This is a genomic window from Mucilaginibacter ginsenosidivorax (assembly GCF_007971525.1).
GTDB lineage: Bacteria > Bacteroidota > Bacteroidia > Sphingobacteriales > Sphingobacteriaceae > Mucilaginibacter > Mucilaginibacter ginsenosidivorax.
Genome location: NZ_CP042437.1, coordinates 4,089,425 through 4,105,969, shown reverse-complemented (window position 1 = coordinate 4,105,969; position 16,545 = coordinate 4,089,425). Strand labels below are relative to the sequence as shown.

The window sequence follows — 16,545 nt, the reverse complement described above, 5'->3', positions numbered from 1 at the left end:
TTGAGTTAAAAAACGTATCACGTACAAGTTAAAACGTACAACATGTTTAGGAATTACCTCAAAATCGCGTGGCGAAACATCGCCAAAAACAAAGTGCATACATTTATTAATGTAGCAGGATTATCAGTTGGCATGGCGGTAGCTATGTTGATAGGCCTTTGGATATGGGATGAGTTATCGTTTGATAAGTATCATCAAAATTATGACCATGTGGCCCAGGTAATGACTACCCAAACGGCCAACGGCGAAACAGGCACATTCGGGTCGACCGTGGTGCCCCTCAGCGCCGAACTGCGTACCAAATATGCGGGCGATTTTAAGCTGACCGCACTTACCTGGGAGGGCACACATATATTAGCTGTTGGCGATAAAAAGATATCACAAAACGGCATGTGGGCCGAGTCCGATTTGCCCGCTATACTTTCGTTAAAAATGATAAAAGGGGGCTATGCCAGCTTTAAAGATCCTTCATCCATTGTATTATCACAATCTGTAGCAATAGCTCTGTTCGGCAGTGCCGACCCTATAAATAAGGTGGTACGCATTGATAACAAAACCGATATGAAGGTAGCCGGCGTTTACCAGGATTTGCCATATAATACCACCTTTTACCCTACTAAATTTATGTTACCCTGGAGCAGCCCCGCAAACTGGTGGAATACCCAAAGTTCTGCATGGGATAACCATGGCTGCCACCTATTTGCTTTGATGAATGAGCATGCCGATTTTGCCAAAGTATCGGCAAAGATCAGGAACATTACCAAGCCTCATTTTAAAATGAACGACGAGGTAATGCAAATACATCCCATGGCCAAATGGTACCTGTACAGCGATTTTAAAAACGGCAAAGCAGTTGGCGGCCGCATTGAGTTGGTGTGGCTGTTCGGCATCATTGGTACGTTTGTATTGCTGTTGGCATGTATCAATTTCATGAACCTGAGCACCGCCCGCAGCGAAAAACGCGCGAAAGAAGTGGGCATCCGCAAAGCGATAGGCTCTATCCGCGCGCAATTGGTGAAACAGTTTTTGAGCGAATCGCTGATGTTTGCATTTTTAGCTTTGGTGGTTACGCTTGTTTTGGTTTTAGTTGCTTTGCCCTATTTTAATAACATTGCCGATAAGCAAATTGCCATGCCTTTTATTAATCCCTGGTTTTGGGCAGCCGCTTTGAGCTTTACTTTTTTTACCGGAATTATAGCAGGAAGCTATCCGGCATTTTACCTATCGGCTTTTGAACCAATTAAGGTATTAAAAGGAACTTTTCGTGTTGGGCGTTTCGCTTCGCTGCCGCGTAAGGTTTTAGTGGTTGTACAGTTTACGGTATCTATTGTGCTCATTATTGGCACCATTATCGTTTTCAGGCAAATTCAGTTTGCGCGCAACAGGCCTGTTGGCTATACCCGCGAAGGCTTAATTACGGTTGATATGAACACCCCCGAAATTTATGGCCATTATGAAACCATGCGGAACGACCTGATCCAAACCGGCGCAGTAGCCGACATGGCCGAATCAAACAGTTCAACAACCCAGGTATGGTCAAACAACGGTGGTTTCGGCTGGGCTGGTAAAGCCCCCGGCTTCGATCCAACATTTGGTACAATAGCCGTAACTTATGATTACGGTAAAACCGTTGGATGGAAGATAATTGAAGGCCGCGATTTTTCAAGAAGTTTCCCTACGGATACCGGGGCGTTTATCTTAAATGAATCGGCAGTAAAACTAAGCGGACTTAAAAACCCTATTGGTAAAACCATGCATTGGGCAGGTAAAAACCATATTGTAACCGGTGTGGTGAAGGATATGGTGATGGAATCACCGTACAAACCTACCGTCGCTACCGTTTTTCATATGAACCCGGGCTGGGTTAACGTTATTACCTTGCGCGTAAACCCTAAAGTGCCTATGCGCGAAGCCCTGGGCAAAATTGAACCTGTGTTTAAAAAATACAATCCCGGCAGCCCATTTCAGTTTAAGTTTAATGATGATGAATACGCCCGCAAATTTAGCGACGAACAACGCATAGGCAACCTGGCTACCGTGTTTGCTGTGCTGGCTATCTTTATCAGCTGCCTTGGCTTGTTTGGCCTTGCATCATTTGTTGCCGAACAACGGATAAAGGAGATAGGGGTACGTAAAGTGCTTGGCGCATCGGTGGCAAACCTGTGGCGTTTATTATCAACCGAGTTTGTGGTGCTGGTAGTTATATCATTACTTATTGCAATCCCTGTGGCCTATTATTTTATGAACGGCTGGCTTCACCAATACCAGTACCGGTCGCCAATAACCTGGTGGATATTTGCATTATCGGGTACAGGGGCTATTGCCATTACATTAATTACCGTAAGTTTCCAGGCCATCAAAGCAGCACTGATGAACCCGGTAAAAAGCCTGCGCTCGGAATAGAGTCAAGAATTAAGAGTCAAGAATCAAGACAGGAAGCATAGTGATAGTATAAGGCACCAGAAAAGCCCAATGAACTAATGAACAAGTGAACCAATGAACCAAAATCATGTTTAAGAATTATATCAAAATCGCCTGGCGAAACCTTATAAAAAATAAGGCGCATACTTTTATCAACGTTACCGGGTTATCGGTTGGTATGGCTGTTGCTGTGCTGATAGGCCTTTGGATCTGGAACGAGTTATCATACGATAAGTACCATGATAACTACAACCGAATTGTGCGGGTAATGCAGCACCAAACCTTTAACGGCGAGGTAGGCACACAAAACTCAATCCCCCTGCCATTAGGTTACAAACTGGGCGAAGAGTATAAAAGCGATTTTAAATATGTGGTGTTATCTACCTGGAACTTTAACCATATCATAGCCTCGGGTGATAAAAAACTATCCTACGCAGGCTCATACATGCAGGCCGACGCGCCTAACCTGCTTACCCTCAAAATGCTCAAGGGCACGCGATCGGCATTGAAAGATCAATCGTCTATCATCCTTTCGGCATCATTGGCCAAAGCCATTTTTGGCAACGCCGACCCCATGTTTAAGGCTATAAAAATAGATAACCAATGGAACCTGAAGGTAACAGGGGTGTACGAGGATTTACCTCACAATACCAGCTTTAAAGAACTGGGCTTTATTGCACCCTGGGATCAGTTTATGACCCATCAGCCTTACCTTAAACAGGCCCGTGTAACATGGGGTAACAACTCCTGGCAATTGTTTGCGCAGCTACAACCTAATGCCGATTTGGACCGGGTATCTGCCAGGATAAAAAACCTGAAAATGGAAGGTTTGAAGCTTAATAACGACAAAATTGGTTTAACGTTTAAAGCTGCCATCTTTCTACATCCCATGAGTAAATGGCACCTGTATTCTGAATTCAAAAATGGCATCAATACCGGCGGCGATATTAAGTTTGTTTGGATGTTTGGCCTTATCGGCGTATTTGTATTGCTGCTGGCTTGTATCAATTTCATGAACCTGAGCACCGCCCGTAGCGAGAAACGGGCCAAAGAAGTAGGCATCCGCAAAACAGTTGGTTCGCTGCGTAGCCAGCTAATCGGGCAGTTTTTTATGGAATCGATGTTGATAACCGTTTTCGCGTTCTTCCTGGCGGTGGTTTTGGTACAACTGATATTGCCGTGGTTTAACCAGGTTGCCGATAAAACCGTAGCGATACCGTGGTTTAATCCCTTGTTTTGGATTATGGGTATTGGCTTTAGCATTTTTACGGGTATTATAGCGGGTAGCTATCCGGCTTTTTACCTGTCATCATTCCAGCCGGTAAAAGTATTAAAGGGCACTTTCAAGGCAGGCCGTTTTGCTGCCCTGCCGCGTAAAATATTGGTGGTGCTACAGTTCACGGTTTCGGTTACCCTTATTATTGGTACCGTCATTGTTTTCAGGCAGGTACAGTATACCAAGAACCGCCCGGTAGGATATGACCGTACCGGGCTTATCCAGGTTGATATGCGTACCGACGAGATTCATAATCATTTTGATGCCGTACGGAACGACCTGATCCAATCGGGCGCTATTGTTGATATGTCTGAATCCGACAGTCCGCTAACGGATATATACTCTGATAACAGCGGCTTTAAATGGCGCGATAAAGATCCTGCCCTACAGGACGATTTCGGAACTATAGCCGTAAGCGCGGAATTTGGTAAAACCGCGCTATGGAAGGTAGTAGACGGCCGCGACTTTGCCAAAAACAACTTAGCCGATTCATCGGCAATGGTGGTAAACGAGGCAGCGGTTAAATTTATGCATTTGAAAAACCCGGTAGGCGAAACACTGGAATGGTATAAAAAATTCCAGATCATTGGTGTTGTAAAGGATATGGTGATGTCATCGCCTTACGAGCCAATACAGCCTACCGTTTTCTATCTTACAAAAAACAGCGGCGGGATGATTAACATCCGCATTAACCCTAAAGTAAGCCCGCATGAAACGCTGGGTAAAATAGAAACTACCTGGAAACAATATGCTCCCGGCAGCCCCTTTGAATATAAATTTACCGACGAACAGTACGCCCAAAAATTTGCCAACGAAGAGCGCGTAGGTAAACTGGCGGGTTTCTTTACCCTTTTGGCCATCTTTATCAGTTGTATGGGCTTATTTGGCATGGCATCCTTTATGGCCGAGCAGCGCACTAAAGAAATTGGCGTTCGCAAAGTATTGGGTGCATCGGTGTTTGGCCTGTGGCGCTTAATGTCGGTAGATTTTGTGGTACTGGTCTCCATATCCCTGCTTATATCTATACCAACCGCCTACTACTTTATGCACGGCTGGCTACAGGATTATAAATACCGCGCCGACCTTTCCTGGTGGATATTTGGCGCAACTGCATTAGGATCAATCATGATTACCCTGCTTACGGTAAGCTATCAAAGTATTAAGGCCGCGCTGATGAACCCGGTGAAAAGCCTGAGGTCGGAATAGAGGCAAGAATCAAGAGTCAAGATAGGAAATATTATGCATGCACAACAAAAAAGGAGCTTTGCAGCTCCTTTTTTGTTGTGCGTTATACGCCGGCTTTTACATCCTGCATATTGTAGTGTTTTAGAACATCATCAGGTACACCGGTCCATTTGTTAGGGTTGTTGCCGGCAAAACCAATATCATCAATACCCATTTTGGTAGTATAAAAACCCGATGCGGTTAAATCGCGCATACGGTTAAAAAAGGCTACACCCTGGGCCATTTCTGGTTTGGCTTTGGCGGGGTAGGCTATCATATCTACCAGCTCTATCTGCTGTGCATGGCTACAGTCGGTAAATACCTTGCCAAAACGGTTAAGGCATTGCAAATCTAACCAGCGCAAACCGCCACGCATAGGGGTTTGATGATCGGGAATATCCTTCACAATAAACTCGATAAAATCAGGCACTTTGGCATCTGATGCGCTGCCCGATTTTTCGTCTTTTGGGATAATAATATCTCCCAAAACGGTAATGGTAGCCATTTCTGCCGCTGTAAAAAATTTATCGCCATTCAGCTTTTTATCGCGCTCAACCTCAAAAGGCTGGCGGCCGGCCTCTGCTCCTGTAGCCGCAGGGGCTGTTTCTTCTGTTTTTGGGGCACCAGGTTTACAAGCTTCCAGTATTAATCCTGCCGAAAGTGTGGTAAAGCCTAATGCTTTAAGGGAATCACGTCTGTTCATAATATTTTATTGGATTAACTTGTTAAACGTTTAGTGCTTTTCGTTGCTGTAATATGTATTCTGCAGTACGCATACTCATGGCCAGGATTGTCCAGGTAGCGTTTTTATCACCTTGTTGTACAAATGGCGCGGCATCAACCACAAACAGGTTTTTGCAATCATGCGCCTGGCACCATTTATTCAGGGCCGACTTTTTAGGATCGTTACCCATACGGATGGTTCCAACTTCGTGTATAATTTTACCTGGTGCTTCCAGGCCATAATTGGTTTCGGGGCCTTGAGGAGGGCCATAAATGGCGCCGCCCATATTATGCATAATTTCCTGGAAGGTTTCCTGCATGTGCTTGGCCTGCTTAATCTCTTCATCGGCCCACTTGTAATGGAAACGCAATACCGGGATACCATATTTATCAACTACGTTAGGGTCAATCTCGCAATAGTTATCGTAACGCGCAATAGCTGTACCACGGCCGGCCATGCCAAACTGGGTACCATAAAAACGGCGGTAATCGTCTTTTAACGATGCACCATAGCCGCCCGCATCTTTCATTTTACCATCGCGGCCCGGTACCGCCCCGTTCATATTCTGGATGCCGCTGCCAAAGCCGTATGATGGCATGTGCATACCGCCACCATATTCGATGTGGTAGCCACGCGGAAAATCAAGTTTCTTATTATCAAGCCACCACGGCGAGTAGATGTGCACACTGCCCACACCATCTTCATTGTAGCGTTTGCGGTCCATCAGTTCGGGCAGGAAACCGCCGGCACTTGAACCGGTTGAATCATGCAGGTAATGGCCAACCACACCACTGCTGTTTGCCAAGCCACCCGGATGCTGGGCCGATTTGGAATTAAGCAGGATACGGGCCGATTCGCCCGCGCTGGCGCCAAGGATAACTGTTTTGGCGTTTACCTGGTACTCCTGCAAATCTTCGCGGTTTACGTACGATACGCCTGTGGCTAATCCTTCGCTATTGGTTATCACCTCGCGCACCATTGCGTTGGTAATTACTTTTAAGTTGCCGGTTTTAACAGCCGGGATAACCAAACATGATGATGCCGAGAAATCGCCATAAACTTTACAGCTACGGCCGCACTGGCCGCAAAAGAAACAAGCACCACGATCCTTATTACCCGGCAAAGCTTCGGTTAAAACCGAACCTCGGCCAGGGATAATGGTAACGCCGGCTTTTTTGGCCCCTTTTACAATATACAGTTCATTAAGCCTTGGCTTTGGCGGGGGCAGGTAAATACCATCGGGTTCGTTTTCAAGGCCTTCTTTGGTACCGTAAATACCTATCATGCGGTCAACCTTATCGTAGTATGGTTTTACATCGTCGTAAGTTATTGGCCAATCATCTGTAAGGCCGTCTTTTGCCTGGAAATCCTTTGGCCCCATACGTAACGATATACGACCCCAGTGATTGGTACGGCCACCCAGCATACGCGAGCGGAACCAGAAAAATTCAGTTTTGTCTTTAGTTGTGTAAGGTTCACCATCAATTTGCCAGCCACCAAAAGCTGCGTCAAAATCGCCAAAAGGGCGGGTGGTACCGGCGCCACGGCGCGGCGACTCCCACGGCCATTTTAACTGGGCCGAGTCTTTTTGCGGATCGAAGTAGGCACCGGCTTCCAGCATCAGTACTTTAATGCCGGCATTGGCCAATACGTAACCAGCCATACCGCCACCTGCACCCGAACCAACAATTACTACATCATAAGTTTCAGATGATTTTTTAATTTGTAGATCGCTCATATTATCTCAAAAATATCCTTTGTTTTAAAACAGGAAAAATTCACGCTTCAGGCATGCATTAGTTTAAATTGGATTATCGGTATAAATATATTGAACGCCATGCGTAAAATATACTTTGTAAATAAATTATAGTTGCTTAATTGATATTTTGCGGAACGATACCACGTGGCCATGATCCTGCAAAGCGATGTGGCCTTTTGGATATGCGGCAAAATCGGCCCAGGTTTTAAATTTGCTGTTGGCAAGCAATGTTTTCCACTCCTCGCTGCCCATTTGTACATCAACTATTTTGGTGCCGTTGAGCCAAAAGGTAAGGTGCCCGTCTTTTTTGCGTAATTTAACTTTGTTCCATTCGCCGGCAGCTTTTGCAACATCGGCTGATGGTGCTTTCATATCGTATAGAGAACCGGCAAGGTGGTTGGCTTTTTTATTGTCTTCGGCATCTTTATTATCCAAAACCTGCATTTCGATACCGGTTTGGTAAGTGGCGCCAAATTTAGGGTCTTCATGTACACCAAAAATTATTCCGCTGTTGCCGCCTTTTTCAATATTCCACTCCAGTGTTAACTCGTAATTTTCGTACTCGTCGTTAGTAACCAGGTCGCCCTGGTCTTCGGCTTTCGGATCAAGCTGTAAGGCGCCGTCAACAACTTTCCATGCTTTGGTGTCGGTTTTTAAATAGGTGTGCCAGCCGGCTGTTGTTTTACCGTCAAATAACGATTTAGTTTGGGCCGATGCGGCAAAATGCAGGGCAGATACAGCCATCAGGCTCAATAGGATCTTTTTCATCGATAGTGTTTTATAATTTAACTGGAGATATAGTACCCGTTTGGATGGCTAAATATATCTGCTTTTTGTTAATGCTAAAACGATTATCGGAAAAATAAATTACAATCAGCTGTAAACAGGTGTGTAAAAATATGGATAGGTTGGGGAGTTGCCAGTGGTGAGTTGTGACGGGTGTTTCAGGTTGAAAGGTCAACAAGGTTATCTTCTAACTCAAACGGCTGTATGTATTATGGTTTTAAAGGCGCGTTTACAACGGCTAACGCTGTCACTGTGTTTTTATATCAATGATCGTTTCGAATTTGACAAATTTAACGGCCGTTTTACTCACAACTCACAACTCACAACCTTACTCAGCGTGTTTGTGAAAGCCGAATGATAAGTTGGCGGCAATGCCTATCATGCCATAGCCATAACTATCCTGGAAGCTTTGGTTATAGTCATCCTGGCCGCGGTAGCCTGCGCCGACCATAAAGGCTGTTCCCTGCATAAATGGAAACGAGTAATAATATTTAAGACTCACGTTCAGGCGTTTTTTTACATCAAAAGTCGAGTAGTTATCGTACTTGTCGGCTATATAGGTAAAATCAAATTGAATGCGCTGCCAGTTTTCGTAGGTTTTACGGCCCTGCTCCAGCGGATCGTCATAAGCCTTCACAAAGTTGTACATGCGGCTGCCGTTAATACGCACAAAGCCGTAATGATCTTTTAAACCCTGTGAAAGGCCCAGATTGAACAATCCGGCGTGTACCTCCAGCGCTACGTTATCGTAACGGTTAATGGTGAGCCCCGGCTTATCAACCCGCTTACCTGTGTAATAGGTAAGGGTGTAAAAGTTGGTGGTAAACTTACCGCTATCAACATTAAAGGTTCCGTCCTTATTTAGCGATGGTCCCCTAACACCGTTGGAGTGGTGCGAATAGCCAAACGATAAAAATTTTGGCCTGTATGTATCTTCATTTAGCCTGTAAAACACATTGGCGTTAGGCATATAGCTGGGCGATTTTACAGGCGCGTCGCGGGTATCCAGCAAGCGTATTTTTACCCTTGAAGTAAACTCGAAAAAGAAACGCGATTTGGGTGTACTGAACAGGATAAAATTTGGCGAAAGATCGGCAACCAGTTGGGTTTTATCCGGCTGAAAATATTCATTACCGGCCAGCGAAAGCCGCATGTTTTCTTCAAATATGTTATCAAACGCGTGGTTAATAATATGGCGCGATAAACGCAACGAATCGGCCCGCCGGCTGGTATCGCTGCTTAATGTTGCAGCCCTGGCTGTTATGCTTTGAAAAAGTACAAATACAAGGCCGAAAATGATTTTTGAAGGAGCCCGTTTTAATTTATGCTGAAAGGCTGTAGTAGCTTTGCTCGCCCGGGCCTTAGTAAAGGTAAAATTGTTCAATGGAGTAGTGCTTTTGAATAGACCGATATAAAGTTTAAATAAAATAAGGCTTAACTAATGTGATGCATCCAATAGTTAAATACCATGCCACAATATTAATTATTAATCATTTTTGAGTAAACGGGCCTGTGTCAGGAAAGGGTAAAGCTTGGCCAAAATGCCCATTTAAGTGCAAATACGGCATATTACTACTTCCGGTTTTTACAGTAGCATTACAGTTGAGGGTTGCTTTGGGGTAATGACATAGATAAAAAAGTCGTTTAAACATCTATATCTCGTTGCAAAAGCTTACTTTATTTCGTCAATTAGGTGTATCTCATCGTAAATCAGCACCACTTTTAAATGAGATGCGGATTTAACTATAAACTATTCAACCTACCGCTAACCCCTTAAATTGTTTATATATATAATTTAAAATCCATTTGCTTTTAATCGGGAATTGTTATATTTGGTTATAAGCCAATCCCTAATTTTAACCTGAGTATCATGATAAAAGTTTCGAACATACTGGCCCGTAAGGGTGGCGGTGCTATCAGCATTGATGCAGGTACATCTGTTTTGGAAGCATTGGAACTAATGGCCGCCAAAAACATCGGCTCGGTAGTGATAACCGAAGACGGCGAATACCTTGGCCTGCTTACCGAGCGTGATTACGCCCGCAAGGTGATCCTGAAAGGCAAATCATCCCACGAAACACTGGTGCGCGAGATTATGAGCACCGGTCTGCCCCGCATCGTGCCCGAAAACTCCATAGAAACCTGTATGCATATCATGAGCGAAAGTAACATCCGCTACCTCCCCGTTTTTATGGCCGATAAACTTTGTGGTATCATTTCCATTAATGATTTGGTGAAGGAAACCATCCTAAGCCAACAGGAAACTATTGAGCAGCTGAGGGGGTATATACATTCCTGATATCGGAATTGAGATTTTCGATTTCGGATTTTATTCAAATATTACCACCATAGATATTCTGTCCGTCACAATTGTAGGGCAGGCGTTCGCCTTGTGTTAATCGATTTGCTGTAAACCTCTATATCCAATTAAATTTTCATACCTTGCATAATTTACTTATAAGATATAGTGACTTTTCAGGATTTTAATTTCAACGAGCAATTATTTGAAGGCATAGAGAGTATGGGTTTTACCACCCCTACCCCCATACAGGAAATGGCCATCCCCGCAATTATGCAGGGAAAAGACCTTATTGCCTGCGCCCAAACCGGTACCGGTAAAACCGGCGCCTACTTATTGCCAACCCTTAATCATATTACCGGTACGGCCAAACACCAAACCAGCGTGCTTATTTTAGCGCCAACCCGCGAGCTTGCCCAACAGATAGACCAGCAGGTAGAAGGCCTGGCCTATTTTACCGGCGTTAGTTCTATAGCCGTATTTGGCGGTGGCGATGGTATGGCTTACGAGCAGCAACGCCGCGGCATCCAGAATAATGTAAACATTATTATTGCCACGCCGGGCCGCCTTATTGCGCACCTTACATCGGGCGTATTAAAGCTTAATCACTTAACCCACCTGATATTGGATGAGGCCGACCGCATGTTGGACATGGGCTTCAGCGACGATATCATGAAAATCATCAGCTACCTGCCTAAAACCAGGCAAACGCTGCTATTTTCGGCCACCATGCCGGGGCGCATCCGTTCATTAGCTAAGGCCATTTTGAAAGATCCGGAGCAAATCAATATTGCTATATCGCAGCCTGCGGTAGGTATCGATCAGCAGATCTACCGGATGCACGATCAGCAAAAAACGCCTTTACTGCAATTGATCCTGCGCGATGCCGCTTATACAAGCACTATCATTTTTGCATCCCGTAAGGAGATTGTAAAATCGTTATACAAAGAACTGAAAGCAGCCAAAATCAACGCCATGGCCTTCCACTCCGACCTGGAGCAAAAGGAGCGTGAAGAAATCCTGCTGAAATTTAAAAACAGGCAGTTGCCGGTTATTATTGGTACCGATGCGCTTTCGCGCGGTATTGATGTAGAGGGTATCGACCTGGTGGTTAACTACGATGTTCCGGGCGACCCGGAGGATTATATCCACCGCATAGGCCGTACTGCACGCGCCGCCACAACCGGCACGGCTATCACTTTTGTAAACCACCGAGACGAGCGTAAATTAAAAAATATTGAGCAACTGATGGATCGCGCTATCCGCGTAGTTGGTTTGCCCGATGAGTTAGCTGCTATACAACCTGCACCACAATCGGCCCAGTCTGACGATAAACGAAACCCCAAAAGGCCAAACAGGCGTTTTAACAAAAACAAACCTAAGCCTAAGAATAACGGTTAAGTCGAAAGTTAAGACTTAGAACTTGGGACTCAAGACTTCGGCCTATGGATCCAGCGGCTCAAGCGGATTTATTTGTAACGATGCGATATTGGGGTAAAACTCCTGCTCGGTATTTGATAATCGCCTTCCAAGGGAGTATGGCACGTAGCCCAGGTCGGCTACGCAGCGCTTATCCATGTACGAGATATAATAGCTCTGTATTTTATTGGTCGATGTGATAAAAGGCTTGTTAAAAGGCATGCCGTACCTGAATATCAGCCGTGCGCAATTGCGCAGGTTGGTGGTAGTATGGCGTGCCTGGGGCTCGATAAAAATGCCATTTTCGGGAATTTTCAATTGATTAACCAGGTACTTTTTCATTTCCTCGGCCTCGGCAAACCGGGTCTTAAAAGGGTGTACCCTGCCACCAGACACCATAATGAACGGCGTTAAACCCTGTGCAAATTTTAAGGCGGCTATTTTACAGCGCTCAATACTCCCCTTACTTATGGATACCCCTGGCTTATCGGGTCCCTCACCAGGCACGAGGATCAAAGTATATCGATATTTTTTCCAGTTGATGGTTTTTAGCCGGTTGTAAGCTGCTTTGTTGGCCTTTTGCTCCAGAGGTTCGTCGTTGGCGGCATCGTTGCGGCCATTTATATCCAAACTGTGCAGGGCATAATTTAACGATGGCAGATAAAAAAGCTTTGTACTGCTGCATTTTTTAACAATGGCTGTAGCCCCATCGGCAATTAACCTGGGGTAAGTATTGCGGTATACATTAAAGTTGATAGAATCCACATCCGGGAAGTTGGGCTTTTTACCTTCGGCATACACCTCAATGGTGTGGTTTATAGCCAGGGCATCCTGCTCCCAGGCTTTTACCAGCATTGCGGCCGGCGCCAGCGAATCGTATTTAATATAACAGCCCGAAGGGATTAAATGGCTTTTAACCAGCAGGCCCAACGCATTATTAGGTTTGTATAAAGCAAAAAGCCTGTCGCCGGCTGTTTTTATTTCCTGCTCCGAAAATTTTAACGGTTGTATAATGCTACGAAAACCCTTATTCGCCTTTAATGAATCCTGTATATTTTTAAGCTTAGCCTGTGCCATGCGTGCCAAAATAGCATCGCTGCCAATAAGCTTAGTGGCCGGTGCATAGTTTTGGAGCAGGTTTAACAGGTAGTAATTTTTGATCTCGGTATAGTTTTTCCCAATCAGCCGGTATTGCTGGCTGGCATTTTGGGCATTAACATGCGGGGAGCAAAGGCTTACAAAAAGGATTAGCAGAAATTTCTTCATACAGGATGCAGCGAAACAAGGTTTCGGATTAAAATTAGATAAACAAAGTGTTAATCAATAAAATACACGCTTTGTTTTAGCTTGAATAAAAAATGCCTGCAATTTGACGCATATCGCATGGCGGCGAAGACTCACCCGGTCGAGGCTACGCCGCAAAGAGGGTGAAAAAAATGGAGGTTACCCTCTATGCGGCGCAGCCGTAGAGAGGATCGGCCAGCGCAGCGTAGCCGGGGTGAGTCGTTAACCAGCGTTTAAGCAAATATTATGGAATTTCACTTCACTCCCTAACCTATTTTATATTCAGCGTAAGCGTTGTATAATAAAAGCCGCCAATAGCCGGGCCGCCTAAAAACGAATAGTAATATTGATTGGTAAGGTTACTGGCCCCAACTTTTACATTAAGGCCGGTTTTTACAAAATCGTAATTGACCTGGGCATCAATAGTACCGTATGATGCTACATTGCCATTAACCAAAAACGATTGCCAGTAAAAACCGCTTTGCCATTTATAGGTGGCATTAAAGCCAAAATTGCCAACAACATGATTACCGCCAAAAGAGTAATTAGTGATCCATTGCGGGGTATTAAAACCATCTTCCAGGGCATCCTCGTTGGCGGTGCGCTGTAGTTTGGCGTACGATACATTTCCGGTCAAAATATATTTTTGCCATAGGCGATAGGATAAACCCAGGCTGCCGCCAATATTGTAAACCACACTTTGCGAGTTTGTCCATACCCGGTAACGGGCTTGTTTGGTTTTGTCGTTCAGGTAGTAAGGGATTGAATCGGGCTTGGTGGTTCCGGGTACGTTCAGTTCAATCTGCCCTATAAAATTATTGTAACGGTTGTAGTAAAAATCGGCATCCACACTCAGGTCGCCATTAAAAAACAACGACTTATAGCCTGCCTCAAACGAGTTGATGTGCTCGGGCTGCAGGTAGGTATAGGTATTCTTTTTAAGCAGACCTTTTTCTTTTTCGATAGCCGCGCTGGTTGACATGCCCGCGTTAAAATCATTTTTAACTGCTGCCTGGAAAGCATCTATCGACGTACGCACATAGGAATTTTCAAACACCCCGTTTGATACCACCCTTAAACCACCAACCCTTTTTACACCACCGCTGTTTACATTACTAAAAGCCTCAAAAATACTTGGGAAACGATAACCACTCTGGAACGACACCCGGAAATTTTGCTCTGGTATAGGCGAAAACACAGCAGTGAAACGAGGGTTCAGTTTCAGGCTAAAGTAGTCGTTTTTATCAGCGCGCAGGGTAGCCGACAGCTTTAACTCATTATCAAAAAGTGATTTGGCTACCTGGGCGAAGCCGCCGGTCTTGCTGTAATCAAGATTGCTGTATTCCTGGCCCTTTACATAATTAATAAAATAGTTACCATCCGGGTGGATGATGTAGGTGCGATGATCAAAACCTGCCATCAGTTCAAGACCTGTTTGTTTTTTAAACGTTGATGAAATGGCGTTTGAGATATCCACCTGCCCTTCGGCATGCCACATATCATCCTTAACCCGCAATGCGGCGCCAACATCCCAGTTATTGATATCGGCCAGTTTATCAAGCGTAGCTTTAAATGCCGCAGTTCCGGGCTGGTAGCGGCCGGCGTCGGCCAGCTGACGTGCCTGTTGCAAAGCCTGTGGCACGGTAGCACCTGCGGACGTGGCGGTATTAAAACCTTTGGTAAAATCGGCATACCAGGTATTATCATCTTTATAATTACGGTCGATATTTTCGCCGGCCGAACGCAGGTTGTATGATTTGCCGGTATTTTCGCTGGTCCAGTAGGCCCGTACCTGGTAAATGTTATTCTTCAGCTCAAGCGCGTGTTGCTGCAAAACATAACCCGAAAGTCTAAAACGGTTGGCACGCTGGTAAATATTATCCAGGTCGGCAAAACGGTAGGTGTAAGTTAAGCGGGTATTATCATTAATTTTATAAGCCAGGCCAACATCAACCTTTACGTTGTGCAGGTTGTAACTGGTTACATCTTTTTCGGCGTAGCCGGTGCGGGCAATGGAATATTGTTTATCGCCAAGCGTTACGGTTTTCCTGTCGGATGATTCGTTACCATAGCCATTCACCGGGTCGTAACCGGGGTTGTCGGGGCCGCCGGCAATACCTAATTTTGCGTTGGCAGCAGCATTTAAATCGGTGCGGTTATCGGCAATCCAATCATATCCCGTAGTATAAGTTCCGTTTATTTTAAAGGCGAACTTTTTGGAGATAGCCTTGGCCAGCCTGAAACTGGTTTCAGAAAACAGCTTTGCAGATGTCTCCGAATCGCCAATATGGTTGATACCTGTTTTTTGCTGAATACTGATGCCCTGGCTGGTGAAAGGATCTTTGGTGATAAAATTGGCCAGCCCGTTGATGGCATTCAAGCCATATAATGCCGATGCCGTGCCGGGGATGATCTCCACACTTTCAATATCCAGGTCGCTCGGCCCCATGGCGTCGCCAATTGGGGCGCCAATGTGGGGTGCCTGGTTATCAACCCCATCAACCAGTTGGGTAAAACGAACGTTGGTAGTATTGGCAAAGCCGCGGGTATTGATGATCCTGAAGCCCAGGCTGGGGGTTATCAGTTGTACGCCTTTCACATTTTCCAGCGCGTCAAAAAACGATGGTGCGGCAGATCGTCTGAAATCGGCGGCGGTTATTTTCTCGATACTTACCGGCGACCGTAAAATATTTTCGCTGATGCGCGATGCGGATACCACAACTTCCCCAAGCTCCTGCTTTTTAATTTGCGTGGTATCATTTCTTTTGGCGGTAGTATCTTTTGCTTTTTTATTGCTTTGGGCAAATAGTGTACTCCCTGCAAGTAACATCATTGATAGTAAGGCGTAGTGTTTATTCATATTGTTTGGTTAAATTTCGATATGTTTTTATTTATATAACGATAATCAAAAAATAAACCGGCTATGCAAACCGGTTTACTATGCTGTAATTTATACTTCTATAAGCGGACTATTATCCTTCAAAAACTCCCTGAACTTAGCCTGGAAAAGTTTGTACTGCTCAATAGCTTTAAACCCTTTTTCGGTAAGTTGCGCACTGCCGCCGCCCTTACCGCCCCGTTGCGAAATGACAACCGGCGTGCCAAAATGCTCGTTCATGTAATTAATAATATCCCATGCCTGCCTGTACGACATTTTCATTTGTAAAGCCGCCTGCCGTAAAGAACCTGACTGCTGGATGCGTTCCAGTAACTCAACCCGGCCATGGCCAAGCAGCTTTCCATCCGGAGTTTCAAACCAGATTCGCCCGTTTAAGTTCAATTCCACACTCATTTAATTACAAAACACACTTATTTTTTACATAATTAATATTTATCGCAAATAAACGACCATT

At 45.0% G+C, this 16,545-nt stretch carries 11 protein-coding genes; 4 read left to right on the top strand and 7 right to left on the bottom strand.

Annotation, left to right across the window (positions count from 1 at the left end):
• The first annotated feature begins 42 nt into the window (after positions 1 to 42).
• Both FSB76_RS17260 and FSB76_RS17255 read left to right on the top strand, forming a co-directional pair.
• On the top strand, positions 43 to 2,403 hold the full coding sequence (locus FSB76_RS17260) for an ABC transporter permease (protein WP_147055448.1): 2,361 nt from the start codon (positions 43 to 45) through the stop codon (positions 2,401 to 2,403).
• A 106-nt stretch (positions 2,404 to 2,509) separates the two neighbouring features.
• Complete coding sequence (locus tag FSB76_RS17255) at positions 2,510 to 4,903, top strand: ABC transporter permease (RefSeq protein WP_147055446.1); 2,394 nt, start codon at positions 2,510 to 2,512, stop codon at positions 4,901 to 4,903.
• A gap of 82 nt (positions 4,904 to 4,985) precedes the next feature.
• Here the strand turns inward: FSB76_RS17255 and FSB76_RS17250 are convergent, their stop codons facing one another.
• The 4 genes from FSB76_RS17250 to FSB76_RS17235 all read right to left on the bottom strand — a co-directional run bounded on the left by FSB76_RS17250 (position 4,986) and on the right by FSB76_RS17235 (position 9,574).
• A complete protein-coding gene (locus FSB76_RS17250) occupies positions 4,986 to 5,624 on the bottom strand; it encodes a gluconate 2-dehydrogenase subunit 3 family protein (RefSeq protein ID WP_147055444.1) in 639 nt (212 codons plus the stop codon).
• Between the two features lie 22 nt (positions 5,625 to 5,646).
• Positions 5,647 to 7,383, bottom strand: a complete 1,737-nt coding sequence (locus tag FSB76_RS17245) for a GMC oxidoreductase (RefSeq protein WP_147055442.1) — start codon at positions 7,381 to 7,383, stop codon at positions 5,647 to 5,649.
• 126 nt (positions 7,384 to 7,509) lie between these two features.
• Positions 7,510 to 8,172, bottom strand: coding sequence for a 3-keto-disaccharide hydrolase (locus FSB76_RS17240; protein ID WP_147055440.1), 663 nt, complete (start codon positions 8,170 to 8,172; stop codon positions 7,510 to 7,512).
• A gap of 346 nt (positions 8,173 to 8,518) precedes the next feature.
• Entirely contained in the window at positions 8,519 to 9,574 is a 1,056-nt protein-coding gene (locus tag FSB76_RS17235; RefSeq protein ID WP_147055438.1) for a hypothetical protein, read from the bottom strand.
• 486 nt (positions 9,575 to 10,060) lie between these two features.
• On the opposite strand from FSB76_RS17235, the gene FSB76_RS17230 reads away from it, so the two are divergent.
• Both FSB76_RS17230 and FSB76_RS17225 read left to right on the top strand, forming a co-directional pair.
• A complete protein-coding gene (locus FSB76_RS17230) occupies positions 10,061 to 10,489 on the top strand; it encodes a CBS domain-containing protein (RefSeq protein WP_090640676.1) in 429 nt (142 codons plus the stop codon).
• 168 nt (positions 10,490 to 10,657) lie between these two features.
• Complete coding sequence (locus FSB76_RS17225) at positions 10,658 to 11,890, top strand: DEAD/DEAH box helicase (protein WP_192910085.1); 1,233 nt, start codon at positions 10,658 to 10,660, stop codon at positions 11,888 to 11,890.
• A 42-nt stretch (positions 11,891 to 11,932) separates the two neighbouring features.
• Here FSB76_RS17225 and FSB76_RS17220 read toward each other — a convergent pair whose 3' ends face one another.
• From FSB76_RS17220 to FSB76_RS17210, 3 genes are all read right to left on the bottom strand, one after another.
• Positions 11,933 to 13,174 (bottom strand): YdcF family protein, encoded by a 1,242-nt coding sequence (locus FSB76_RS17220; protein WP_147055436.1) that lies wholly within the window; start codon positions 13,172 to 13,174, stop codon positions 11,933 to 11,935.
• Positions 13,175 to 13,463: 289 nt separating this feature from the next.
• Positions 13,464 to 16,052: a TonB-dependent receptor gene (locus FSB76_RS17215; protein ID WP_192910084.1), complete on the bottom strand. Its 2,589-nt coding sequence runs from the start codon at positions 16,050 to 16,052 to the stop codon at positions 13,464 to 13,466.
• Positions 16,053 to 16,142: 90 nt separating this feature from the next.
• A complete protein-coding gene (locus tag FSB76_RS17210) occupies positions 16,143 to 16,484 on the bottom strand; it encodes a winged helix-turn-helix domain-containing protein (protein ID WP_147055434.1) in 342 nt (113 codons plus the stop codon).
• Between the last annotated feature and the right edge of the window lie 61 nt (positions 16,485 to 16,545).